Below are 23,323 nucleotides of genomic sequence, written 5' to 3' on the forward strand. Positions count from 1 at the left end.
CATGATTTTTCCTGATTTTTACTTACAATTTAAGTTATAATTTGATACGATAGCACTGTTTATCGAGCTATTTCGACAACGTCTATTTCGGAAAAATTCAGAAAAATTATCTAGTTCTTTTGTACTGTTTTTAAAATAATTTTCAATGTAAGACAGGAATTTTATCTAATTTTGTAGAAAAATAAATAACTGAAGTCATGTAGAAAAAAGGCTTAATAAACCAGGAGGGCCTAATATGCAATTATTTTCAACTACGCTCAACGCTTTAGAACGTTCATTGGATGTTTCTAGTCAGAGACAAAAGGTGATATCGTCCAACATTGCAAATGTTGATACCCCTCAATATAAGGCTAAGGATGTATCTTTTCGATCCGAACTACAGAAAGCGTTGGATAATAAAAATCTTAAAAGCTATCAAACAAATGATAAACACATTCCGTTCAGCACACAGCAACACCGTCCTTTTCAACCTCAGGTGGTGACTCAAACGGGCACACTATATAACCATAACGGTAATAACGTTGATTTAGATCTTGAAATGACGAAGATGGCGGAGAATCAACTTTGGTATAATGCTCTCACTGATAGGGCGAACGGTAAATTAAACAGTCTGCGAACTGTGATAAGCGAAGGGAGGTAGTGTTTGATGACTTTATTTCAATCCATTCATAATAGCGGTTCAGCGTTAACTGCCAATCGCTTCCGTATGGATGTCATCTCTAGTAATGTGGCGAATGCAAACACAACGAGAGCGCAGTATGTCGACGGCGAGTGGCAACCTTACCAACGCAAGATGACGAGAATGGCACCAGAAGGCGCGACATCGTTCAATTCTTTTTTGCAAAAAGCGATGGGGAAAGGTCAGAGTGATACGCAAGGCGTGAAGGTGACCGAAGTTGTGCCCGACCAAACGCCGTTTAAGCTCGTATACGATCCGACACATCCAGATGCGGATGAGGAAGGCTACGTCAGGTTACCGAACGTTGATATTGCCAAAGAGATGGTAGACCTTATGTCTGCTACACGATCTTACGAAGCGAACGTCACCGTCATGAACGCTTCTAAGAATATGTATATGAAAGCTTTAGAAATCGGTAAGTAACTTAAATAGTTAATTTTATGAAGGAGGGTTTTAAATGATGAGCCATGTGACCGGAATCACACCCACCATCACCAATACGATTGACCATAAACAAGAGGATACAAAAACACATCCGACACAAATGTTTCAAGATGTGTTTAGAGAGGCTTTGAACAAAGTGAACGAAAGACAATTAGAATCCGACCGTCTCACACAACAATTAGTCACTGGTGAAGTCGATGACATACATTCAGTCATGATTGCTTCACAGAAAGCAAATTTATCTCTACAACTGACGGTTGAAACGCGTAACAAGGTGGTAGAAGCCTACAAAGAAATTATGCGTATGCAAGTGTAGGTCTCATTAGGATGGAGTGCTTATGAACGAACAACTACTGAAGTTTAAAGACAACATAAGACATCAATGGCGAGGATTGAGCAGAAATCAACAACTCATGGTGGTCGGAATTATACTCTTCATACTGGTTTCGATTACGATGCTTATTTTTTGGGCGTCGCAACCAGAATATACGACCATTTATACAAATCTTTCTCCATCAGAAGCGGGGGAGATCGTAGCCGAGATTGAATCACAGGGTATTCCAGTCGATATATCTTCGGACGGTTCAAGTGTAAGGGTGCCAAGCGCAGAAGCGTCGAGGTTAAAGGTAGAATTAGCGCATGCAGGCATACCACGGAGTGGTAATATCAATTATTCTACCTTTAGTGAAAATATGGGACTAGGTATGACGGATCAGCAATTTGATGTTGTACATAGAGGTGCGGTGGAGAACCAGATACGATACTTGATAGAAGAAATTGACGGTATTGAAAAAGCTCAAGTCATGATTACGATGCCAACTGAGCGTGTGTTTGTATCTGATGATCAAGAAGCTGCTTCAGCTTCCGTTGTTCTAACGACACGGCCGAATCTAAATTTGAACCAGACTCAAATTCAAGGCCTATATCATCTGATCAGTCGAAGTGTCCCTAATCTGCCTGTTGAAAATATCGTGATCATGGATCATAACTGGAGAGCTTATGAACTCAATGCCGGTTCTGATAGTCAGTCGACAATAGAAACCCATCAAACACAGCGTCAAATTAGGCGTGATATTGAAAGGGATATACAGAGAGAACTGCACACACTGCTCGGAACGGTTATGGGAATGGATAAGGTCGTTGTATCCGTATTTGCCAACGTTGATTTCTCACAGGAACAAAGAGAAGAGTCGCTGGTCGAACCGGTCGATCCTGATACGAATGAAGGCATCGCCATCAGTATCGAAAGAATCCAGGAAACTTTTGCTGGTGAGGGAGGCGAGCCGGGTGGCATACCGGGTACAGGTAGCACAGATATCGCCGGTTATCAAGGGGCAAATCAAGGTCAGGATTCAGAATATGAGCGAATGGAAGAACGCATTAATCGCGAAGTGAATCGCATACACAGACAGATCGAATCTAGTCCGTACACGATCGAGGACTTGACCATTCACGTGGGTGTAGAACCGCCAGTGCCCGATGATCCGGATAGTTTAACACCAGACACCATTACAGATATACAAACGATGTTGTCCTCAGTGGTTAGTACATATCTATCAACTCCTCCAGAAGAGGCGCCGGAAGAGTGGATACAAGATAAAATTACGGTACTCGCGCAAGATCTTCACGGACGTACAGATGTAACGGAAGACACCTCTGGTATATCACCAGCTTGGTTATACCTCATAGGTGCCATCGCGGTTTTCGCTATTGGAGGAACAGTATTCACGTTGGTCAAGAGAAATAAGAGTTCAAATGCGGAAGACGAGCCACCATTAAACGCCAGACCATTAACTCAACCAGCTGTTGATGACTACGACTTTGAGAAAGATAACGAAGAAACAGCGCGCAGAAAGCGTATAGAACGTCTCGCTAAGAATAAGCCAGAGGAATTTGCAAAGCTATTGCGTACGTGGTTATCCGATGATGAGAGGTGAGTGAGCATGGCGAAACAATCAAAAGAGCTCAATGGCAAACAAAAGGCTGCTCTACTGATGGTCTCCTTGGGGCCTGAGGTATCAGCCCAGGTATTTAAACAACTTAATGAAGATGAAATAGAGCAGCTCACGTTGGAGATCGCTAATGTACGTAAAGTAGACGCCGAACAGAAGGAATCAATCTTAGATGAATTTAATCAGATGTGCATTGCTCAAGATTACATCAGCCAGGGCGGGATTGCTTACGCCAAAGATATACTGGAGAAAGCTTTAGGGGAAAACAAAGCGCAAGGTATTATTGATCGATTAACCGCTTCTTTACAGGTGCGGCCTTTTGATTTTGCCCGAAAGGCAGATCCAGGACAAATCCTAAACTTTATACAAAATGAGCATGCCCAAACGATTGCGCTTGTTTTATCTTATTTAGAGCCAGATCAAGCATCACAAATCCTATCCGAACTACCGCAGGAGAAACAAGCGGATGTAGCTAAAAGAATAGCATTAATGGATAGCACCTCCCCAGAGGTGATCAGTCAGGTGGAATCTATCCTAGAGCAAAAACTCTCAGCAACTGTGACCGAGGATTATACTACGGCTGGTGGTATAGAAGCGGCTGTTCAGGTGTTGAACGGCGTTGATCGAAGTACGGAGCGTACCATCTTAGATGCGCTAGAGGTCGAGAACCCTGAGCTGGCTGAAGAAATCAAAAAACGTATGTTCGTCTTCGAAGATATTGTCACGATGGATAACCGCTCCATTCAACGTGTCATACGTGATGTAGAGAATGATGACCTGATGTTGGCCTTGAAAGTGGCTAGTGAGGAAGTTAAAGACGCTTTATTCAATAATATGTCTAAGAGAATGGCTGATACATTTAAAGAAGAGATGGAATTCATGGGACCTGTACGGCTGAAAGATGTTGAAGAAGCCCAAACCAAAATTGTGGCCACCATTCGTCGCTTAGAAGAGTCGGGTGAGGTTATTATTGCACGTGGTGGAGGAGATGATATTATTGTCTAACCTGATCAAATCCACTTTACAAAGCAAGGGAGAGGCTAAAAAACTCGTACCTACCCATTCTTTTTCCAACGCAGATCGTGCATTGGACACATATGAATCCGACACCGAGACAGATGGGGGAATCGTCGACCCCGATGACCAATACGAAGGCTTGAAATTAGAAGTAGAGGCGTTACTTGCCGAAAAAGAACAACTTCGGGTTCAAATACAAGAACAAAAGCAAAAAGCAGAAGAAGAGATTCAACAGTGGTGGCATGACGAGAAGACCAAACTTAAGGAGCATGTAGCTCAAGTTCAAACTGAAGCTGAGGCGTTAGGCTATCAGGCGGGTTACGAAGAAGGTTACCAGAAAATACAACAGGAACTACAGCAACAACGGGTAGATTTGAAAGACAGTGTAGAAACGGCTTATCGTCAAAAAGAAAAGCTGATTGAAGAGGCTGAACATTTCTTGTTACAGCTGAGCACCCATATTGCCCGGAAAATAATAAACATGGAACTTGAACGTGATCCCGGTGTCTTCAAACAATATATACAGCACACGTTACAGAGCTATGCTGAGCGTGAAGAAGTGGTCTTGGAAGTGGCAGCTGAACGATACCCGTTTATCCTTGACTATCAGGAGGAACTTGAACAATGCTTGGGGCCAGACGTACGCTTCAAAATGATACCTAGTCATAGCCAATCTGTTGCGGATGGTTGCTTGTTACATACTTCTAAAGGCACTATAGATTTCACCTTTGATAATCAAATTGAAGAAATCAAAAAGGCGCTTCTAGACTACTTTGAGGAGCGTGTGTCTCAATGAGTGCTGACCTACTAGGCCGTTTAGCAGATTATAAGAAGGTCGTTGACACAACAATGACAGCTCAGATAGGGAAAGTCACGCAGGTCATTGGCCTAACGATAGCCGCGGAAGGTCCTGAGGCGAGCATTGGAGATATCTGTTACATCTATTCTAACGGTGATGGGAAACATGTTGAAGCAGAGGTGGTCGGTTTTAAGAAAACCCAAGTCCTGCTTATGCCTTTCGGTGATGTACAGCAAATTGGACCTGGGTGTCTCGTTGTGAATACAGGGCACCCGATGCACATTAAAGTTGGGTCATCACTATTAGGTTCAGTTCTCAATGGCAGAGGCGAGCGTCTAGACGAAAAGCCTTTACCCAAAGGATTGAAGGGGTTTTCAACAAATCAAAAACCCCCTAACCCTATGCAGCGGGAGCGCATACAAGAACCGCTTGCCACCGGAATACGTTCGATTGACGCATTGACAACGGTAGGTAAAGGCCAGCGCGTTGGTATTTTCGCTGGTAGTGGTGTTGGTAAAAGTACCCTACTAGGTATGATTGCGAGAAATACAGAAGCGGACATTAACGTTATTGCCTTAATTGGAGAACGTGGACGTGAAGTTAGAGATTTTATCGAGCGTGATCTAGGACCTGAAGGTTTGTCCAAATCGGTCGTGATTGCAGCGACATCAGATCAACCACCCTTACAAAGAATTAAGGGGGCCCTGACAGCTACAGCGATTGCGGAGTATTTTAGAGACCAAGGCAAGAACGTGATGTTGATGATGGACTCCGTTACACGATTTGCGATGGCACAACGAGAAGTCGGTTTAGCCATAGGAGAACCCCCAACAAGCAAAGGTTATACGCCTAGCGTTTTTGCGCAGTTACCAAGACTTTTAGAACGGTCAGGAACGTCTCATAAAGGGACGATCACAGCCTTTTATACCGTGCTTGTTGACGGAGATGATCTGAATGACCCCATCGCAGATACAGTGCGAGGTATTCTTGATGGTCATATCGTCTTAGAGCGTAAGCTAGCCCAAAGTGGGCAATACCCTGCGATACACCCATTGAAGAGCATCAGCAGAGTGATGAACGACATTGTATTAGAGTCACAACAGAAGGCTGCAGAAGAATTCAAAAGGGTTTTATCTATCTATGAACAGTCTGAAGATCTTATTACAATCGGCGCTTATAAGAAGGGTGCTAATCGGGAGGTGGATTACGCTGTTCAGCTACATCCGCAATTGAAAGCTTTCCTCAAACAAGACACGTCTGAAAAGCCGCAATTGGAGGATAGCATTCAACAGTTAATCAAACTATGTGGAAAGGGGAAATAGGAAATGGCAACTTTCCACTATCCCTATCAAAGGATTATTGAAGTCAAGGAAAAAGAAAAAGAACAAGCACAATTACAAGTTGCAAGAGCACAACAGAAGCAATCTCGACTTGAAAAGAAACTTCATGAGATAGAAGAAAAAATTGCAGGGATAAATCAAAAAATGTCGAAAAATAAACAAGGGACTATTTTGATTCAACAATTAAAGGAGATGGAAGCGTACAGACAAAATCTCAAGAAAAAGCTCGCTTCCGAGAAAGTACATTATGCTTCGGTTAAAAAAAATGTCGATAAAAAGCAGGAAGTCCTAATAGAAAAGTTGAAAGAAGAAAAAATGTGGATGCACCTAAAGGAGAAATATAAGGAAAACGTGGTAACAGAACAAAAAAGAAAAGAACAATTAGCACTTGATGAACTCGCGCGTAACAGTTTCCGTCGTCTCGAGGGTACAAGAGGTGAAGAAGTTGAAAGAGAATGAGAAGCCGTATAGCAAATTGCAATGGTTCTTTTATATTATTCTCATCCCTTTTTTCTTCTCCACACTATTAGTAGCCATTATCTTCACGTTCCTGGGGTATAATGTCGTAGACACAGCTAAGCAGGTGGTGAGTAATATTCCAGGCTTTGAATCAGTAGCAACAGATATGACGGAACAGTCAGAGGAGTTAGAGGGAACAGAGGGAACCAGACAGCCACAGCTAGATGAACAGCCTGTGACATTAGAGGAGATCACTGCACTCGAAAGTAAAATGAGGGAAAAAGATGAGCAAATCTCAGAACTTAATGAACGCATAGCAACATTGAATGCTGAACAAGAAGAAGACCGTATTTCAAGAGAAGCTCGCGAAGAAAAGATACAGGAGTTAGCAAGAATGTACGGCAGGATGTCAGCGAGTCGTGCAGCACCCATTATAGAAAATCTTACTTTACTAGAAGCTGCTCAAATATTAAACGAAATGAATACACAGGAACAAACGGCTCTTATGTCACGGCTTAACCCTTCATTTGCAGCACAGGTTACCGTTGTAATTAAGGAATTGCACACTGTTGAAGATGTTGACGTTGCAGCGTTACAAGAGCGATTACATATGATGGTAGGACTACTAGACGCCGAAGAGCTAGGTGAAGATGGTGACAACCTTGACCAAAGTCCAAGAATCTCTATTAATCAGATGGTGAATACATATAGCCAATTGCCACCAGCTCAAGCAGCAGCTATATTAGAAGACATGAGTGGGAACCAAGCAGAATTTACTGTGGCTACTAGACTATTATCAGCCATGAGTGACGAACATCGTTCTGCCATCATGGGTGCGATGGAAACAGATGTGGCCAGACAATATACCAACGCATTAATAGACTAGAATATGGCTACCTGAAATGGTTCACTTCGGTAGGGTTGATACACAACATGTGATATAGAAAGGGGGTGAGAAAACGTGCTGAATATGATGGCTGACTTATTACAATCAGGGCAAACAGGTGAATTGGCTATCCACTCGAAGGCAGTAGCATCGCACAACTCAGATGAAACCCATAGCTCCCCGTTTCAAAGAATGCTCGCTAACGACACACAGAGTAACATGGGCGATGAAAATGGGCCACACACGCCTTTAGAGGCCTTCCTCTCACAGATTGAAGGCATCGATATGTTAAGTGAAGGATTAAAAGGTCAGAGACCTATTGAGGTTCAGGGCGAGCGACTTGAAGGAGCGTCATTACAAGAGCTTAGTGACTCACTCTTGCTGAGTACTCAATCTGAGGATCTACGCTCAGTGGAAGAATTATTAGCCTACGGGCAAGCGCTGGTGACAGAGTGGGAAGATTACGTCGGTGCCACTATGGACGGTGAATCAAGCCACCCATACGTTAATCTAGTTGCCCAATTACCTGCTCATGTCATGCAAGCCATGGGAACGACTGGTTCGACTGAAGGTGGAGATCAACCACTCTTACAACAGGGTCCTCTAAAACAATGGGCGTTTGTGTTACAAAGCTTACAGAGAAACACCACGGCTCAACAGGCTAATCATGGGCCCAATCGTACCGCTAACATTATTAATATGGTTGATTTGAGACACACAGTTGAAGCTGCAGTTCAACAATGGAAACAGCACCCACAGGCCTTAAAAAAACTTGCTGAATCACTTAACAAGATTGAAAGCCCAGCACAAATAGAGCAAAACGTAGCGGTACAGAAAAGCTGGCGTCAACCATCGTTCCTCCCAGTTTCTCTTTTAAATCAAATAACTCATAACCAGAAGCAGGGAGCCACGACATCGGATGCTGAGGGGAGTAGAGCAACAGATAAGGCAGTTGTAGAAGGGTATATAAGGGCACCTGACCAGAAGATCGCTACAGTCGGTGCAAGACAAACAGAAGGAGAACATACAAATGCCCGGTTTAATCACTTATTACAGGATGTAAGGGAGATCTTAAGTACCCGGGTAAGCCAAGGAATATCTCGTGAGGGGTCAGAATTAAGAGTCAGATTACACCCCGAACATCTCGGACATCTAGATATCAGATTAACGAGCATTGAAGGTAAAGTGAATGCTCAGATTATGGCCTCAAGCTTAGTAGCGAAAGATGCGTTAGAAACAGGTTTGAGTCAGTTGAGGTTAGCACTTCTAAACCAGGGGATACAAGTAGAGCGGATTGATGTGTCACAACAATCGCAATCACAACAGTCCCATGAACAAAGGCAGAGCCAGCAGGCGATGCAGCAACACCAGGAGCAAGGGCATCAGCAGCAGGGACACCAAGACCAGGAGCAAGTGCCTAACCGAACAGACGGGCCAGTAAATGATTATACAACTGTAAGTACAGAATCCTATGCAGCAGAAGATGCGTTTTTAGGCCATGAACAAGATCTTAACATTAACTTCACGGTATAAGGAAAGGAGGCAGGACAATGAGTAACGTCACAGCGGCTCAAAACAATCAATACTATGAGCGGGTCCCTACGTTTGAGGAACGCAGTAAACTTGGTAAGGATGCGTTTTTAAAGGTATTAGTCACACAGCTTAGTAACCAAGATCCCCTCCAACCATTAGAGGACAGAGAGTTTATCTCTCAGATGACACAATTCAGTTCTTTAGAGCAATTAACGAATGTGAATGAACATCTCCAACAATTTTTTAACCACCAGATCAACGGGTCTATGGCCAGCTATGCAAATATGATAGGACAGAAGGTGTCTTGGGAGGAAACTGTGGATGAGGAAACACTCAGCGGCGAGGGAATCGTTGAAGCTGTCACTTTAAAAAATGGCCAGTATATACTCGATTTAGACGATGGAACGCAAATATCAGTTGATAGTGTTGTGAGAGTCTCGGAGTCAACAGGTTCCAATGACGACACTGAAACAGATCCTGCTGAGGAAGAACAAACATCAGAAGACAGTGATGGTGGGCATCAAGAAGGGATGAATGTAAAGTCGTGAAACCTGTCAAACTAGGACACACTTACGCACCGTCTCCTTTACCGAATGACCATAAGACCAAAGGTGAAAAAATAGCGAGTTCTCAGCCCTTTGCCCAACAATTACAACAGCAATTAGAACGATCGCAAGTCACTGGTCAATCCAGCCTAGCCTTTAGTAAACACGCGCTACAAAGGATGGATGCAAGAGGAATTGAGGTAACAGAGGATTTACAGATGCGTCTCAACAAAGGGTTACAAATGGCAAAGAGCAAAGGTGCTAAAGAATCTCTTTTTTTAGCAGATGGGCTTGCGTTTGTTGTTAATGTGAAAAACAACACAGTCATCACCGCTATGGAGGAAGCACAAATGCAACAACATGTTATCACGAATATTGATAGCGCCGTTATGCTAAATAGCTAAAAAACATAGAGAGCTACGCAGGACTGGACCTACTTTGGAAGTCTACGTTGTGGAACGAGAGAAGCAGCGTGTCGCGTAGCTTAAGGATATATTCCTTGTAAAATTGTTTGTTTTAAAACTCACAGGTTGAAAGGAGAATATTATGCTACGTTCAATGTATTCAGGTGTTTCGGGAATGAAAGGTTTTCAAACGAAACTTGATGTCATCGGGAATAACATATCTAACGTTAATACAGTGGGGTACAAAAAAAGCCGTACCGTTTTCCAAGACGCCTTAAGTCAAAACCTTTCTGGTGTGACGGCCCCAGAGGAGATGGAAAGAGGTGGAATCAACCCACAGCAGGTAGGTTTAGGTACGACAATGGGATCTATCGACGTTTTACATACACCAGGCTCTCCGATGACTACGGGTGTGATGACCGATTTGTCTATTGAAGGCGATGGCTTTTTCATTGTATCCCCTGACGGTGATAACCCTGACGATGTATTATTAACGAGGGCAGGCAATTTCACCCGTGATGCAGCTGGGAACCTTGTCACTTCCAACGGTTACCTCGTGCAGGGTGAAGGGGGCCCTATTGTCATTGATGAGGATATGGTCTCATTTGAGATTGCTAGAAATGGGGATGTGATTGGTGTAGATCAGGATGGAGAAGCGGAAGTGATTGATACGCTCGTTGTGGGCTTCGTGCAAAACCCTAGCGGTTTACGTAAGGTTGGGGGTTCAATGTTTGAATTAACCGCGAACGCACATCCAGAAGGAGAATTTGAACCGATGATCTTAGATGACGCAGAAGGTAGACAGACACAAATTATCGCTGGTCAATTAGAGATGTCTAACGTTGATTTGACAGAAGAATTTACAGAGATGATTATTGCACAGCGTGGTTTCCAGGCTAACTCTAGAACGATTACGACGTCTGATGAGGTGCTTCAAGAAGTCGTTAATTTGAAGCGATAGGAGGAAAGACTGAGGCACTTAGCCTCAGTCCCAGTACATAATGATTACATTGACTAGATTGAATGGACAACCGATTACGATCAATGCGATTTATATAGAGCGTATGGAGGAAACACCAGATACCGTACTCACCTTATATACGAATAGAAAAATTATCGTAAAGGAATCCATTGAAGAAGTCATATCGAAATCAACTGATTTTTATGCTAAAATCAATCTCTTTCAAGAGATGAAAGAGGTGACACCAGATGCTGAATAACAAACTGTTTAATATGAGCCTTATTATCATCGTTGGTATGACTCTTTTAGGCGGAATTGCCTTTGTGCTATGGAAAACCACCTTTGAAACCACTGCACATGGGACAGATATACAACAACCTGTTCAAGCTAATGAACTGACGGCTGATGAGGTGAATGCTTACAGTGTGAGAACAGAACAAATCACAACCAATCTAGCCTCAGATGACTTCATCATTGTGGAATTTTATGTCACGATGGATGGAGAAGAGTCAAAAGATGAGTTCGAAAAACGAATAATGGAAGCAAGAGCCGCCACAATATCAGTTCTTGCTGGGGAAACACCAGACACTCTTCGAGGAGAAGAAGGGATAGATCGTTTAGAGGCAAAACTTATGCAACGTTATAACGAGATTTTGCATACAGGTAAAGTCATAAGGGTGCAAACGATCGATCGTAAGATTCAATAGTTAACATCTAGACAGACACACTGACAAAGGGGGTGACACACTTTGGCCGAGGTACTCTCACAAGGGGAAATAGATGCCTTACTATCTGCTTTGTCCTCAGGTGAGATGGATGCTGAGGAGTTGAAGAAGGAAGACGTAGAGAAAAAAGTAAGAACTTATGATTTCAAACGTGCCTTGCGCTTCAGCAAAGATCAGATTAGGAGCTTAACTCGTATCTATGAAAATTATGCAAGGTTACTCACGACTTACTTTTCTGGGCAATTGCGTACGTTTGTCCAAATCTCTGTTGCCTCAGTCGATCAGTTACCGTATGACGAATTTATACGATCTATACCTCGAATGACCATCCTAAATGTATACAATGCAGCGCCTTTAGAAGGAAGAATGGTCATGGAGGTGCACCCAAATATCGCTTACGCCATGTTAGATCGGATGCTGGGTGGACAGGGGGATGGTGCTCATAACATTTCAGACTTGACTGAGATTGAGACGATTGTCATGAAAAAAATATTCAGCAAGGCGTTGGAGACGTTTGAGGAAGCCTGGACTTCCGTAATAGATCTAGAAGTGGATTTAGAGATGTTAGAGGTGAATCCACAGTTTTTACAAATGGTGTCTCCAAATGAAACTGTCGCCGTTATTTCACTGAGTACAAAAATAGGAGAGGCGACAGGAATGATTAATTTCTGTATCCCACATGTTGTACTAGAGCCCATTATGCCCAAGCTATCTGCTCACCATTGGCTATCAACACAGAAAAAAGCGAGGGAACCCGTAGAACAACAAGCGATTGAGAATCGGGTTAAAAAAACGAAGATACCGCTTGTTGCCGAGCTAGGTCAATCTCATATTCATGTCCATGAATTTTTACAACTGAGTGCAGGCGATGTGATTCGCTTAGATCAAACCGTTGAGGAGCCAGTCCAGCTTAAAGTCGGCAACAAAGTGAAATATTATGCCCAACCTGGTAACTATAAAGGAAAAATGGCCGTCCAGGTTTTAGAAGCGGTTGAAGAGGAGGGAGGCGATTTTTATGACGAATGATATGCTATCCCAAGATGAAATTGATGCGCTGTTGAAACATTCTGATGATGATTCGGATGAGACGTACACGATTGATCATTTTATCTCAGCCATTGAACAAGATGCACTTGGTGAGATCGGCAATATTAGCTTTGGCAGTGCCTCTACTGCATTATCTACTTTACTAGATCAAAAAGTTGACATTACGACACCAAGATTATCAACAGTCCGTAGAGAATCCTTAGCGGATGAGTTCCCTAAGCCTCATGTTGCCATTCACGTAAATTACACAGAAGGCTTTAAGGGAGTTAATCTACTCGTCATGAAGACAGAGGACGCCAAGATAATTGCTGACTTGATGTTAGGAGGTGATGGGAGTTCGCCGAGTGAGCTAAGTGATATGCATATCAGTGCTGTTCAAGAAGCCATGAATCAGATGATGGGGTCTGCTGCTACTTCAATGTCAACCGTATTTAGTAAGAGAGTGGATATCTCTCCACCGGGTGTTGATGTATTTGATCCTAGTGAAGAGGACCAGCATGATATTGAAGACAATCATTTAATAAAAGTGTCATTTCGACTTAAAATAGGTCAATTAATAGATTCAAATATCATGCAACTCATTCCAGTCCCCTTTGCCAAGGAAATGGTACAGGAATTAATGAGTGGAGAGGAAGAGCAATCACCTCGTACTCATAAGGATGAACCTATTTCTGTAGAGCAAGAGAGCAGTACTAAAGCCAATATCCAACAAGAGTATGTTACAGCAGGGCAACAATCGACTGACATGGAAGCAGAACAGCTTATGATGTCACAGTCACAAGGGCCTCCTCCGCAGCCAAGTGGTGCAATGAATCAGCGAGCTACAAATGTACAATCTGCACAATTTACTGACTTTAGTCAACCACAACAAAAAAGCGGAGAAGTACAGAATTTGAATCTATTAATGGATATACCATTAGAAGTGACCGTTGAACTCGGTCGTACTAAAAAATTGATAAAAGATATACTAGAGTTATCACCTGGTTCCATCCTAGAACTAGATAAGCTAGCAGGAGAACCGGTTGATATATTGGTTAATAATAAGCTGATCGCGAAAGGGGAAGTGGTGGTTATAGAGGAGAACTTCGGTGTAAGGGTAACAGATATTCTCAGTCAATGGGATCGTATACAAAAACTACAATAAAAAGAATGGATTTAGAACTTGAGGGAGGAAATAAACAATGTCAAAAATATTAATTGTAGACGACGCTGCTTTTATGAGAATGATGATCAAAGAAATTTTAAATAAGAATGGGTTTGAGGTTGTAGGTGAGGCTGCTGATGGAGTGCAAGCCGTTGAAAAGTATAAGGAACTAAGTCCAGATCTAGTGACAATGGACATCACGATGCCAGAAATGGATGGTATTACAGCTTTAAAAGAAATTAAGCAAATGGATTCAAATTCAAAAGTTATTATGTGTTCTGCAATGGGGCAGCAGGCCATGGTTATTGATGCTATACAAGCAGGAGCGAAGGACTTTATCGTTAAGCCTTTCCAAGCAGAACGTGTGTTAGAAGCAGTGAGTAAAACGTTAGGTTAATACAAGGAAGATGAGAAGGTGGAAAGGGTGTACAACATGATGATACAGCACAGTTATAAATCATGGACTCGTAAGCTGGTGTTGCTGTTTATAATCGTGACGTTGTCAATGACTGTCATGATGGGTTGTACGCAGGAAGAGCCATCTGACTTGAACCAAAATAGCGAACGACATGTGGGTGATATGTTCGAAGAAGGTCATGATGAGCCGGATACATCACAGGACTCAAGGGAGCCGAATGAAACGGAATTGGGTTCCGATGCGTCTCCTAGTGATAGGACCAATTGGCAAGATCACCCCACTATTTTAGTTCTGAAAATGCTATTCTATACCGCTATTGTAGGACTCATGATTTACGGCTTGGTTCGTTTTCTATCAATGAACCAAAGAAAGCTACAACACCACCAGCTATTTAACAATCTTGGGTCTGTTGCCGTAGGGCCAAACAAATCTGTCCAATTAATTGAAGTTGGTGGGCGGATGTATCTTATCGGGGTAGGGGATTCGGTCAGTTTGTTAAAGGAAATTGATGATCCTGACCAGATGGATAAGATTACAAAGGACCTAGAAGAGCAACAATCGATAGTCAGTACACCTTTTCTTGAAAGATTCTCACTGTTCCAAAGGCAAAATAAAAACAGCGAGAGCGAGCAACAGCCGTTTCACTCCTTGCTTGAGAAAAGCTTACAGAAGCAGAAGGAAAAGAGAAGTCAAATGACATCTTACATCAAAGAGCGTACAGACTCAGTAGATAAAGAAGGTCGATCGTCTTGAACGAAGTTTTTATTGCGGTGACAGACATCCCTATACCCGGTTTTAATCTTGACGTTGAGGGTTCGAGTGAGCCGTCCGATGTGGCTGTAACTTTACAGTTACTCATCATGTTAACCATCTTGTCATTAGCGCCTGCTATCCTGATTATGATGACGTGCTTCACACGTATCGTTGTCGTACTTTCATTTGTCAGGACGTCATTGGCAACCCAAACCATGCCACCTAACCAAGTCATTGTCGGATTGGCTTTGTTTCTCACTTTTTTTGTAATGTCACCGATTCTTGCTGAAATCAATGAATCGGCCTTACAACCGTATCTCGAAGAAGAGATGTCACAATCCGAAGCGCTTGAAATCGCCGTGGTACCACTAAAGGAATTTATGGCCACTCATACGCGAGAGAAAGACCTCGCCTTGTTTATGAATTATAACGAGATGGAAAGACCCACATCGCTAGATGATATACCACTGCATGTTTTGGTACCCGCATTTATGATCAGTGAGTTAAAAACAGCGTTTCAGATTGGCTTTTTGATTTTTGTACCCTTTCTGATTATCGATATGATCGTGGCGAGTACGTTAATGGCCATGGGGATGATGATGTTACCACCCGTTATGATTTCATTACCGTTTAAGATATTGTTATTTGTCTTGGTTGATGGATGGTATCTTGTCGTCCAATCCTTGCTGCTCAGTTTTTAACACATCAGGCGAAGGAGTGTCATACATGTCAGCGGATACTGTGATTAAATTGGCCGAACAGGCTGTTTTTACTATATTGTTAGTGTCTGCACCATTGTTGCTTATGGCTTTAGGTGTTGGTTTAGTGGTCAGTATCTTTCAAGCAACAACCCAAATACAAGAACAAACATTGGCTTTTGTACCTAAAATAATAGCCGTCCTCGTATCACTCGTGGTGTTCGGTCCATGGATGCTAAGTGTCATCCTAGATTTCACACAGTCCTTATACCAAGATATACACCATTTTATCGGGTAGAACGAGCCTATGACTCTAGTTCTAGAATGGTTACCAACCTTCTTGCTTGTTCTTGTCAGACTTACAACGTTTTTTACAGCGGCCCCTATTTTCAGTCTGAGTGGGTTGCCTAACACATTCAAAATTGGACTGGCCTTCTTTCTCACACTAGTTATCATGCCAACGGTAGGACCAGCTGACATACCGATTAATATGGCTATACTCGGCTTTGTGGTCAAGGAAGCTTTGATTGGATTGGCATTAGGCTTTGTTGCAGCACTTGTTTTATATACCATTCAAATAGCCGGGGCGTTTATTGATTTCCAAATGGGTTTTGCCATCGCTAATGTTGTAGATCCTCAAACGGGGGCTCAAATCCCGATTATCGGTAATTTTAAATACACGCTCGCCATGCTGTTCTTACTTGCAGTAAACGGACATCATTTAATGATAGAAGGCATCGTTCGTAGCTATCGTTTTGTAGGATTGGAACAGTACTTTGTTTCCTTAGGACATGAGCAAGTGGCCTACTTCATAACAACCCTTTTTGTCCAGATGTTTCTTATTGCCTTTCAACTATCATTGCCGATAGTAGGTGCGCTTTTTTTAGTTGATGTCACTTTGGGGATTATTGCTAGAACCATACCGCAACTCAACGTTTTTGTTGTCGGCCTTCCGCTAAAGATTTTTATCGGGTTTGTCATGCTCTTGTTGACCTTGCCTATATTTTTCTATCTTTTACAAGCGTTGATAGGAGAGATGGTCCAGGCTATGTCAGATTTATTAACCCTTATAGGAGCTTAATATGAGTGCCAACGACCAAGGACAACGTCATAGGAAACCGACACTAGAATCGACAATTGAACCGACACTAAGACCGACAAACCTACAGTTGTTTGCGGAAGAAAAAACGGAGAAAGCAACACCCAAAAAGAAACAAGAGATACGTAAAAAAGGGCAAGTGGCCAAGAGTGCAGAAATACCAACAGCTTTCATCATGCTATTTGTTTTTCTTTTACTTTTCTTTATAGGTGGATGGCTATATGAGCGCTTCGTCGATATTTTCACGATCACTTACGGTGAATTTTTAAATTGGAAATTAACCGAGCATTCAACAGCTTATATTTTTCAGACCCTTTCGTTAGAAGCGACAAAGGTGGTCGCCCCTATGATGCTTATGTCTCTATTCGCGGGAGTACTAGGGAATTACATACAGGTGGGATTCCTTTTTGCAACAGACCCACTTAAAATGAAGCCCGAACGGATCAATCCTATTAAAGGATTCAAACGTATTTTTTCAGCGAGAGCGCTAGTTGAATTCTTAAAATCAATTTTTAAGATTTCTCTCATTTCGTTTGTGACCTTTACACTACTCTGGTCTAAGCGTCACGACATTCTACAACTATCACAAAAAGATGTGGGACATGGCCTTTCATATATTGGTGGCTTGACCTTGCAGATTGGTTTAATCGTCTCAGTCATGTTGCTATTTATTGCGGCGATGGATTACATTTATCAGCGTTACGATTTTGAGAAACAAAATAAGATGTCTAAGAAGGACATTAAAGATGAACATAAAAAAACCGAGGGTGACCCATTAATTAAGTCCAAAATCAAAGAGCGGCAACGCCAGATGGCAATGAAAAGAATGATGCAGGAAGTACCTAAGGCGGATGTCGTTATCACTAACCCAACGCATTACGCCATCGCCATCCAATACGATGAGGAAGAGATGGATGCGCCCACGGTCATAGCCAAGGGACAAGATCAAGTGGCTATGAGAATTAAAGCGATGGCTGAAGAACATCGTATTACCACAATGGAAAATAAACCACTAGCACGAACACTCTATCAACAAGTGGAAATTGGGGAAGTGGTACCAGAAGAATTATATCAAACGGTAGCAGAGGTTCTAGCGTATGTTTATCGTTTGAAAGGAAAAGTGTAGAAGCGTACATCGAGAGGAGGAGGCAAAATGGTAGCGAGAGATTATATCGTACTTATGTCCATCATTATGATTATCATCATGATGGTTGTCCCTCTTCCGCCAGGCATCTTAAACGTTTTAATCTTTCTTAATTTATCACTTTCATTAACGATCATACTCGTGGCTATGAATACAAAAGAACCTTTACAGTTTTCTATCTTTCCTTCACTGCTACTTTTAACGACACTTTTTCGATTAGCATTAAACGTGTCAACGACTCGTTCGATATTGTCTAATGCTGAAGCAGGTGATTTGATTGAGACTTTTGGTGACTTCGTTGTAAGTGGGAGTGCGCTCATCGGTTTTATCGTATTCCTCATTTTAATCGTCATCCAATTTATCGTTATAACGAAAGGATCGGAACGTGTCGCTGAAGTCGGTGCTAGATTTACACTTGATGCGATGCCAGGTAAGCAAATGGCCATCGATGCAGACTTAAATGCTGGTTTAATTTCTGAGAAAGAAGCGAAAGAACGCCGTGAAAAAATAGAAAGAGAAGCGGATTTCTATGGTGCAATGGATGGGGCCAGTAAGTTCGTAAAAGGTGACGCCATTGCTGCAATCGTGATTACCATCATTAACATCCTGGGTGGTATTATGGTTGGGATGACAGTCAATGATATGGGGCTTAATGAATCAGTTAATGTTTATACGCGCCTTTCAATAGGGGATGGGCTTGTCAGCCAAATTCCAGCTTTACTTATCTCTACCGCGACAGGGATTATCGTTACGAGGGCAACCTCGGAAGGTAATCTTGGTTCGGATCTGACGAAACAATTATTCGCTTACCCAAAATTGCTTTATGTCGTCGCGGGATTCATAGCGATCTTCGGATTGCTCCCTACTGTAAACCCGATCATACCGTTTTCTCTAGCCGGAGGCATCGCGTTTGGGAGCTACCAATTGCAGAAGAGCTTGCAACGCTCTGAGGAAGAACTCAGTGTAGAAGAGGAAGAACAAGAGCTCGAGGAAGTGCGGAGCCCAGAGAGTGTCATGAATCTGCTTGACGTTGATCCCATTGAATTTGAGTTTGGCTATGGTCTCATACCGCTAGCAGATACAAATCAAGGTGGGGACCTATTGGACCGCGTCATTATGATACGTAGGCAGTGTGCGATAGAGTTGGGTGTCGTTGTACCTGTGATCCGGATAAGGGACAATATTCAGCTACAGCCTAATGAATATGTCATTAAGATCAAAGGCAATCAGGTGGCCCGTGGTGAGTTGTTATTGGATCATTATCTCGCCATGAGCCCGGGTGTAGAAGACGAAAGTGTTAAAGGGATCGAAACGGTGGAGCCTGCCTTCGGTTTACCTGCGTTATGGGTCAATGATCAAATGAAAGACCAGGCAGAAATGTCTGGATATACGGTTGTTGATCCTCCGTCTGTAGTCTCAACGCATTTAACAGAAATGATTAAGAAACATGCACATGAGTTATTGGGTCGGCAGGAAGTTAAATCACTTATTGACCACGTGAAGGAATCGGCACCGGCAGTTGTAGAGGAACTTATTCCAGACAAGCTTAGTATTGGGGATGTACAAAAGGTTTTAATGAATTTATTGCGAGAGAAAGTGTCTATTCGCAACCTTACTGTCATTCTTGAGACCTTAGCAGATTATGCGGAAACCATGAGAGATCATGGTATTCTAACGGAGTACGTGCGCCAAGCATTATCCAGACAAATGACTAGTCAGTATGCAACGCAGGGTCAGCCTTTACAAGTGATCACTGCAGGGGCAAGCCTTGAAAAGACAATAGCTGATGGTATTCAACAAACAGAACAAGGGAGTTTTCTTTCGCTGGATCCGGAAACGTCGCAGGCCGTTTATCAACAAGTTTTAGAACAAGTCAGTCGTGTCCAACAGACTGGGGTACAACCTGTACTACTCACGTCTCCTGCTGTCCGAATGTATCTAAGGCAGTTTCTCGAGCGTTACATGTCTGATTTACCCGTTCTATCTTATAACGAATTAGAACCAGAAGTGGAAGTGCAAAGCATTGGGGTGGTGAATCTCGAATGAAGATAAAAAAATACGTCGTAGACTCTTTGCCCGATGCCATGCAACAAATTCGACATGAATTGGGGAATCAGGCTGTCATATTAAATACTAAAAAAGTGCGTCGTGGAGGCGTATTTGGACTGTTTAGTCGTGAGCAGATTGAAGTAATCGCTGCGATAGACCAGGATAGTATGCACACAGATAACACAAATACCAAAGGTGATTCACTTTCTTTATCTTTTGAGGGACGTTGGCCACATAAAGGACAATATGACACACATCAAGGATTACAAAACACCAATGCTGGAGTCAATAGCATAGATACCACCTTAAAATCTAAAGAGCGTCAAGCTGAACAGACACATTCAAGTGAGTCTCAGAATCAAGTTCTTCAAGAGCTAAAAGAAATGAAAGAAGCGATAAACACCTTAGCTGTAAGGCATAATCAGGCCTCCGTACCTTACAACATAATGTATGACATATTAACGGAGCAAGGTGTAGATGAAAAAGTCAAATCCATTCTCATCTCTAGGGTGTTTGAAAAGCACGAAGCCCTTGAAAGGATGGAACATACACACATTTATCGTCTTTTGAGGAAAGAATTATTACACTACCTGGATGAACTGCTGCCAAAAGATCAGGGAATTTCAAATAAATGCCCTAAAATTATGGCTTTTATCGGACCGACCGGGGTGGGCAAAACGACAACCATTGCTAAGCTAGCTGCTGAGCATATGCTTAAACAACATAAGAAGGTTGGACTGATAACGACAGATACGTATCGTATAGCAGCTGTTGATCAACTTAAAACGTATGCCAACATACTTAACGTTCCGGTAGAAGTGATTTTCTCACCTGATGAACTAGAAAAAGCCATCCAAACATTGGCTGATGTTGATATCATCCTAATGGACACAGCAGGTCGTAACTATTTACAGCAAGAGTACATTGATGAACTTCAACACATTCTACCGGATCACTTACAGATACAAGTGAATATGGTTTTAAGTTTGACCACTAAGTATGACGATTTGAAACGAATGGCGTACAATTTCAAACAGATTTCTATCGATCAATTCATCTTGACTAAGGTGGATGAAACGCATACGTACGGCACCATTATCAACTTATTACACGAATGTGCGTATCCGCTGACCTATTTAACAAATGGACAGGACGTACCGGATGATATTCTGAAGGCATCCCCTGAAATCATTACAGATTTGATAATGGGAGACGATGTTCGTGAGAGATCAAGCTGAAAAATTAAGAGAAAGGCTCCTCCAACCTCAAGAATCGACACATACAGACGCACAGAAAACGAAAGTCATTACCGTGTGTAGTGGTAAAGGTGGGGTGGGTAAGTCTAACTTCTCTCTTAACTTTGCTATAGGGTTAGCCCAACAAGGCAAAAAGGTGATGATTTTTGATTTAGACATTGGACTAGCCAATCTGGATGTCTTAATGGGTGTCAATCCCAAAAGAACATTGACTGATATGGTTGAGGAAGAGCTGTCGATCTGGGATATCGTTGAGGATGGGCCAATGGGTGTGCAATTCGTGGCTGGTGGTTCAGGTTTTCAGCATCTTTTGCAAATGAACGAAGCAAAGGTTCAAAAGTTGATACAGGAATTACTCCAACTACACAACAACGTTGATTATATTATCCTTGATACGGGAGCAGGCATCAGCCATGATTCATTACGATTTATCTTAGCAGCTGATGACGTCATTATCGTAACAACACCTGAACCAACAGCCATCACGGACGCTTATGCCGTACTAAAAATGATTTATCTTAACGACGATCACGCCCATGTGCAACTCGTGATCAATCGATGTACATCAATGGCTGAAGGTAAATCAACTGGTGAAAAATTAAAAATGGTCACCAGGCAATTTTTAGACAAAGAGGTTACAATATTAGGCCACATACAAGACGATCCAAACGTATTAAAAGCGGTGAAAAAGCAACATCCATTTCTACTGCTGTCACCTATCACAGTAGCTTCAAAAGCGATACTTAACATCTGTCGTCATTATCTGGACATGCCTACTGCTTCACACCCAGGTATTAAAGGCTTCATAAAGAAAATATTGAAGCAGTCCATTTAAGGGTCTATACGTCCACTAGATTATGACAGCATGAATATATACCATGAAAGGATGCGAATCATGACAACGATAAAAGTGATGGTCGTTGATGATTCCGCTTTTATGCGAAAACTCATTAGTGACCTACTTAACTCCGATCCAGACATAGAAGTCGTTACGACGTCTAGAAACGGAGAAGACTGTTTAGATAAATTTCAAGCGTATCAACCGGATGTCATTACGCTCGACATCGTCATGCCCGTGCTTGACGGGTTAGAAACGTTATCTAAAATCAAGCAAATCTCAAAAGTCCCTGTTATTATGCTGAGTAAACTGACGCAAGTGGGGGCGGATAATACCATTATCGCGCTGGAAAAAGGCGCATTTGATTTTGTTGCAAAGCCAGATGGCATTAATTTCTCGCTTTTTGATGCGATAAGAGATGAGCTGATCGACAAAGTAAAAACAGCTGCTCAAGCTTATCATACTGGGGATTCAACGGTTGCAGATGTAAATAAGTATGACCACACAGAAAGTAAAAAGAGAGTCAGACGAACAGCACCAGCCGTTAAGAAAGTGCCCAAAGAAGTTATACTCATGGGATCATCGACTGGTGGACCCAAAGCACTTAATCAATTGCTGCTTCGTCTACCTCAGTTAGAACATACAGCCGTATGCATTGTTCAGCATATGCCACCTGCTTTCACCTTATCGTTAGCCAATCGCCTAAATACACAGACGGATCATATTGTCTCACATGCAAAAGAGGGGCAATCGTTAGAACCAGGACATGTTTACGTTGCACCTGGAGGTTACCATCTCGAATTATGCCAAGATCAATATGGCATATTCCTACATTTGGAAGAAGGTGCACCAAGGGGAGGCCATCGTCCTTCTGTTGATGTCATGTTTGAGTCGGCAATGAATGTAGAAGGATGTGACCTGATTGCTGTCGTACTGACAGGGATGGGGAAAGACGGTACAGAAGGACTTAGAAAATTAAAGGCTGAGAAAAAAGCTTACGCTATTGCCGAACACGAATCATCATGTGTGGTCTACGGGATGCCGAGAGCAGTTGTTGAGGCGGATTTGGCCGATGAAGTAAGACCATTACAAGAGATTCACGATGCCTTAAATAGACTCATAAATAGCTAGGA

The 23,323-nt window shown here is 42.4% G+C and carries 27 protein-coding genes; all 27 read left to right on the forward strand.

What is annotated here, in order from left to right; genetic code table 11:
• The first annotated feature begins 235 nt into the window (after positions 1 to 235).
• The 27 genes from flgB (at position 236) to JKM87_RS01490 (ending at position 23,321) form a co-directional block, all read left to right on the forward strand.
• Positions 236 to 640, forward strand: a complete 405-nt coding sequence (gene flgB, locus JKM87_RS01360) for a flagellar basal body rod protein FlgB (RefSeq protein ID WP_202077070.1) — start codon at positions 236 to 238, stop codon at positions 638 to 640.
• 6 nt (positions 641 to 646) lie between these two features.
• On the forward strand, positions 647 to 1,102 hold the full coding sequence (gene flgC / locus JKM87_RS01365; RefSeq protein WP_202077072.1) for a flagellar basal body rod protein FlgC: 456 nt from the start codon (positions 647 to 649) through the stop codon (positions 1,100 to 1,102).
• 37 nt (positions 1,103 to 1,139) lie between these two features.
• Entirely contained in the window at positions 1,140 to 1,439 is a 300-nt protein-coding gene (fliE, locus tag JKM87_RS01370; protein WP_202078012.1) for a flagellar hook-basal body complex protein FliE, read from the forward strand.
• Positions 1,440 to 1,461: 22 nt separating this feature from the next.
• Entirely contained in the window at positions 1,462 to 3,060 is a 1,599-nt protein-coding gene (gene fliF / locus JKM87_RS01375; protein WP_202077075.1) for a flagellar basal-body MS-ring/collar protein FliF, read from the forward strand.
• Positions 3,061 to 3,066: 6 nt separating this feature from the next.
• Complete coding sequence (gene fliG / locus JKM87_RS01380; RefSeq protein ID WP_202077077.1) at positions 3,067 to 4,080, forward strand: flagellar motor switch protein FliG; 1,014 nt, start codon at positions 3,067 to 3,069, stop codon at positions 4,078 to 4,080.
• Entirely contained in the window at positions 4,073 to 4,888 is an 816-nt protein-coding gene (locus JKM87_RS01385; RefSeq protein WP_202077079.1) for a FliH/SctL family protein, read from the forward strand. The genes fliG and JKM87_RS01385 overlap by 8 nt, the downstream gene beginning before the upstream one ends.
• A complete protein-coding gene (gene fliI, locus JKM87_RS01390; protein ID WP_202077081.1) occupies positions 4,885 to 6,213 on the forward strand; it encodes a flagellar protein export ATPase FliI in 1,329 nt (442 codons plus the stop codon). The genes JKM87_RS01385 and fliI overlap by 4 nt, the downstream gene beginning before the upstream one ends.
• Before the next feature lie 3 nt (positions 6,214 to 6,216).
• Positions 6,217 to 6,690, forward strand: a complete 474-nt coding sequence (gene fliJ / locus JKM87_RS01395) for a flagellar export protein FliJ (protein ID WP_202077083.1) — start codon at positions 6,217 to 6,219, stop codon at positions 6,688 to 6,690.
• Entirely contained in the window at positions 6,677 to 7,576 is a 900-nt protein-coding gene (locus JKM87_RS01400; RefSeq protein WP_202077085.1) for a MotE family protein, read from the forward strand. Before fliJ ends, JKM87_RS01400 begins: the two co-directional genes overlap by 14 nt.
• Positions 7,577 to 7,663: 87 nt before the next feature.
• Complete coding sequence (locus tag JKM87_RS01405) at positions 7,664 to 9,109, forward strand: flagellar hook-length control protein FliK (RefSeq protein WP_202077087.1); 1,446 nt, start codon at positions 7,664 to 7,666, stop codon at positions 9,107 to 9,109.
• A 17-nt stretch (positions 9,110 to 9,126) separates the two neighbouring features.
• Positions 9,127 to 9,657 (forward strand): flagellar hook assembly protein FlgD, encoded by a 531-nt coding sequence (gene flgD / locus JKM87_RS01410; protein WP_202077089.1) that lies wholly within the window; start codon positions 9,127 to 9,129, stop codon positions 9,655 to 9,657.
• Positions 9,654 to 10,058 (forward strand): TIGR02530 family flagellar biosynthesis protein, encoded by a 405-nt coding sequence (locus tag JKM87_RS18005; protein ID WP_202077091.1) that lies wholly within the window; start codon positions 9,654 to 9,656, stop codon positions 10,056 to 10,058. The genes flgD and JKM87_RS18005 overlap by 4 nt, the downstream gene beginning before the upstream one ends.
• Positions 10,059 to 10,200: 142 nt before the next feature.
• Positions 10,201 to 11,019, forward strand: a complete 819-nt coding sequence (locus JKM87_RS01420; protein ID WP_202077093.1) for a flagellar hook-basal body complex protein — start codon at positions 10,201 to 10,203, stop codon at positions 11,017 to 11,019.
• A 40-nt stretch (positions 11,020 to 11,059) separates the two neighbouring features.
• Entirely contained in the window at positions 11,060 to 11,278 is a 219-nt protein-coding gene (locus JKM87_RS01425; RefSeq protein WP_202077096.1) for a flagellar FlbD family protein, read from the forward strand.
• Positions 11,268 to 11,726, forward strand: coding sequence for a flagellar basal body-associated FliL family protein (locus JKM87_RS01430; protein ID WP_202077097.1), 459 nt, complete (start codon positions 11,268 to 11,270; stop codon positions 11,724 to 11,726). Before JKM87_RS01425 ends, JKM87_RS01430 begins: the two co-directional genes overlap by 11 nt.
• Before the next feature lie 42 nt (positions 11,727 to 11,768).
• Positions 11,769 to 12,770: a flagellar motor switch protein FliM gene (gene fliM, locus JKM87_RS01435; protein ID WP_202077099.1), complete on the forward strand. Its 1,002-nt coding sequence runs from the start codon at positions 11,769 to 11,771 to the stop codon at positions 12,768 to 12,770.
• Positions 12,760 to 13,935, forward strand: coding sequence for a flagellar motor switch phosphatase FliY (gene fliY, locus JKM87_RS01440; protein WP_202077101.1), 1,176 nt, complete (start codon positions 12,760 to 12,762; stop codon positions 13,933 to 13,935). The genes fliM and fliY overlap by 11 nt, the downstream gene beginning before the upstream one ends.
• A gap of 37 nt (positions 13,936 to 13,972) precedes the next feature.
• Positions 13,973 to 14,332 carry a response regulator gene (locus JKM87_RS01445; protein ID WP_202077103.1) on the forward strand — a complete coding sequence of 120 codons (360 nt, stop codon included), beginning with the start codon at positions 13,973 to 13,975 and terminating at the stop codon, positions 14,330 to 14,332.
• A 36-nt stretch (positions 14,333 to 14,368) separates the two neighbouring features.
• On the forward strand, positions 14,369 to 15,106 hold the full coding sequence (locus JKM87_RS01450) for a flagellar biosynthetic protein FliO (protein ID WP_202077105.1): 738 nt from the start codon (positions 14,369 to 14,371) through the stop codon (positions 15,104 to 15,106).
• Complete coding sequence (gene fliP, locus JKM87_RS01455) at positions 15,097 to 15,807, forward strand: flagellar type III secretion system pore protein FliP (protein ID WP_419761832.1); 711 nt, start codon at positions 15,097 to 15,099, stop codon at positions 15,805 to 15,807. Before JKM87_RS01450 ends, fliP begins: the two co-directional genes overlap by 10 nt.
• 25 nt (positions 15,808 to 15,832) lie before the next feature.
• Positions 15,833 to 16,102: a flagellar biosynthesis protein FliQ gene (gene fliQ / locus JKM87_RS01460; RefSeq protein ID WP_202077109.1), complete on the forward strand. Its 270-nt coding sequence runs from the start codon at positions 15,833 to 15,835 to the stop codon at positions 16,100 to 16,102.
• A gap of 9 nt (positions 16,103 to 16,111) precedes the next feature.
• Positions 16,112 to 16,885 carry a flagellar biosynthetic protein FliR gene (fliR, locus tag JKM87_RS01465; protein ID WP_202077112.1) on the forward strand — a complete coding sequence of 258 codons (774 nt, stop codon included), beginning with the start codon at positions 16,112 to 16,114 and terminating at the stop codon, positions 16,883 to 16,885.
• A gap of 1 nt (position 16,886) precedes the next feature.
• Positions 16,887 to 18,029, forward strand: a complete 1,143-nt coding sequence (flhB, locus tag JKM87_RS01470; protein WP_202077114.1) for a flagellar biosynthesis protein FlhB — start codon at positions 16,887 to 16,889, stop codon at positions 18,027 to 18,029.
• Between the two features lie 27 nt (positions 18,030 to 18,056).
• Positions 18,057 to 20,093 carry a flagellar biosynthesis protein FlhA gene (gene flhA / locus JKM87_RS01475; protein ID WP_202077116.1) on the forward strand — a complete coding sequence of 679 codons (2,037 nt, stop codon included), beginning with the start codon at positions 18,057 to 18,059 and terminating at the stop codon, positions 20,091 to 20,093.
• Positions 20,090 to 21,334: a flagellar biosynthesis GTPase FlhF gene (gene flhF / locus JKM87_RS01480; RefSeq protein ID WP_202077118.1), complete on the forward strand. Its 1,245-nt coding sequence runs from the start codon at positions 20,090 to 20,092 to the stop codon at positions 21,332 to 21,334. The genes flhA and flhF overlap by 4 nt, the downstream gene beginning before the upstream one ends.
• Positions 21,318 to 22,187: a P-loop NTPase gene (locus JKM87_RS01485; protein ID WP_202077120.1), complete on the forward strand. Its 870-nt coding sequence runs from the start codon at positions 21,318 to 21,320 to the stop codon at positions 22,185 to 22,187. The genes flhF and JKM87_RS01485 overlap by 17 nt, the downstream gene beginning before the upstream one ends.
• A 60-nt stretch (positions 22,188 to 22,247) precedes the next feature.
• Positions 22,248 to 23,321, forward strand: coding sequence for a protein-glutamate methylesterase/protein-glutamine glutaminase (locus JKM87_RS01490; protein ID WP_236838493.1), 1,074 nt, complete (start codon positions 22,248 to 22,250; stop codon positions 23,319 to 23,321).
• Positions 23,322 to 23,323 lie beyond the last annotated feature (2 nt).

It is taken from the genome of Caldalkalibacillus salinus (assembly GCF_016745835.1).
Classification (GTDB): domain Bacteria; phylum Bacillota; class Bacilli; order Caldalkalibacillales; family JCM-10596; genus Caldalkalibacillus_A; species Caldalkalibacillus_A salinus.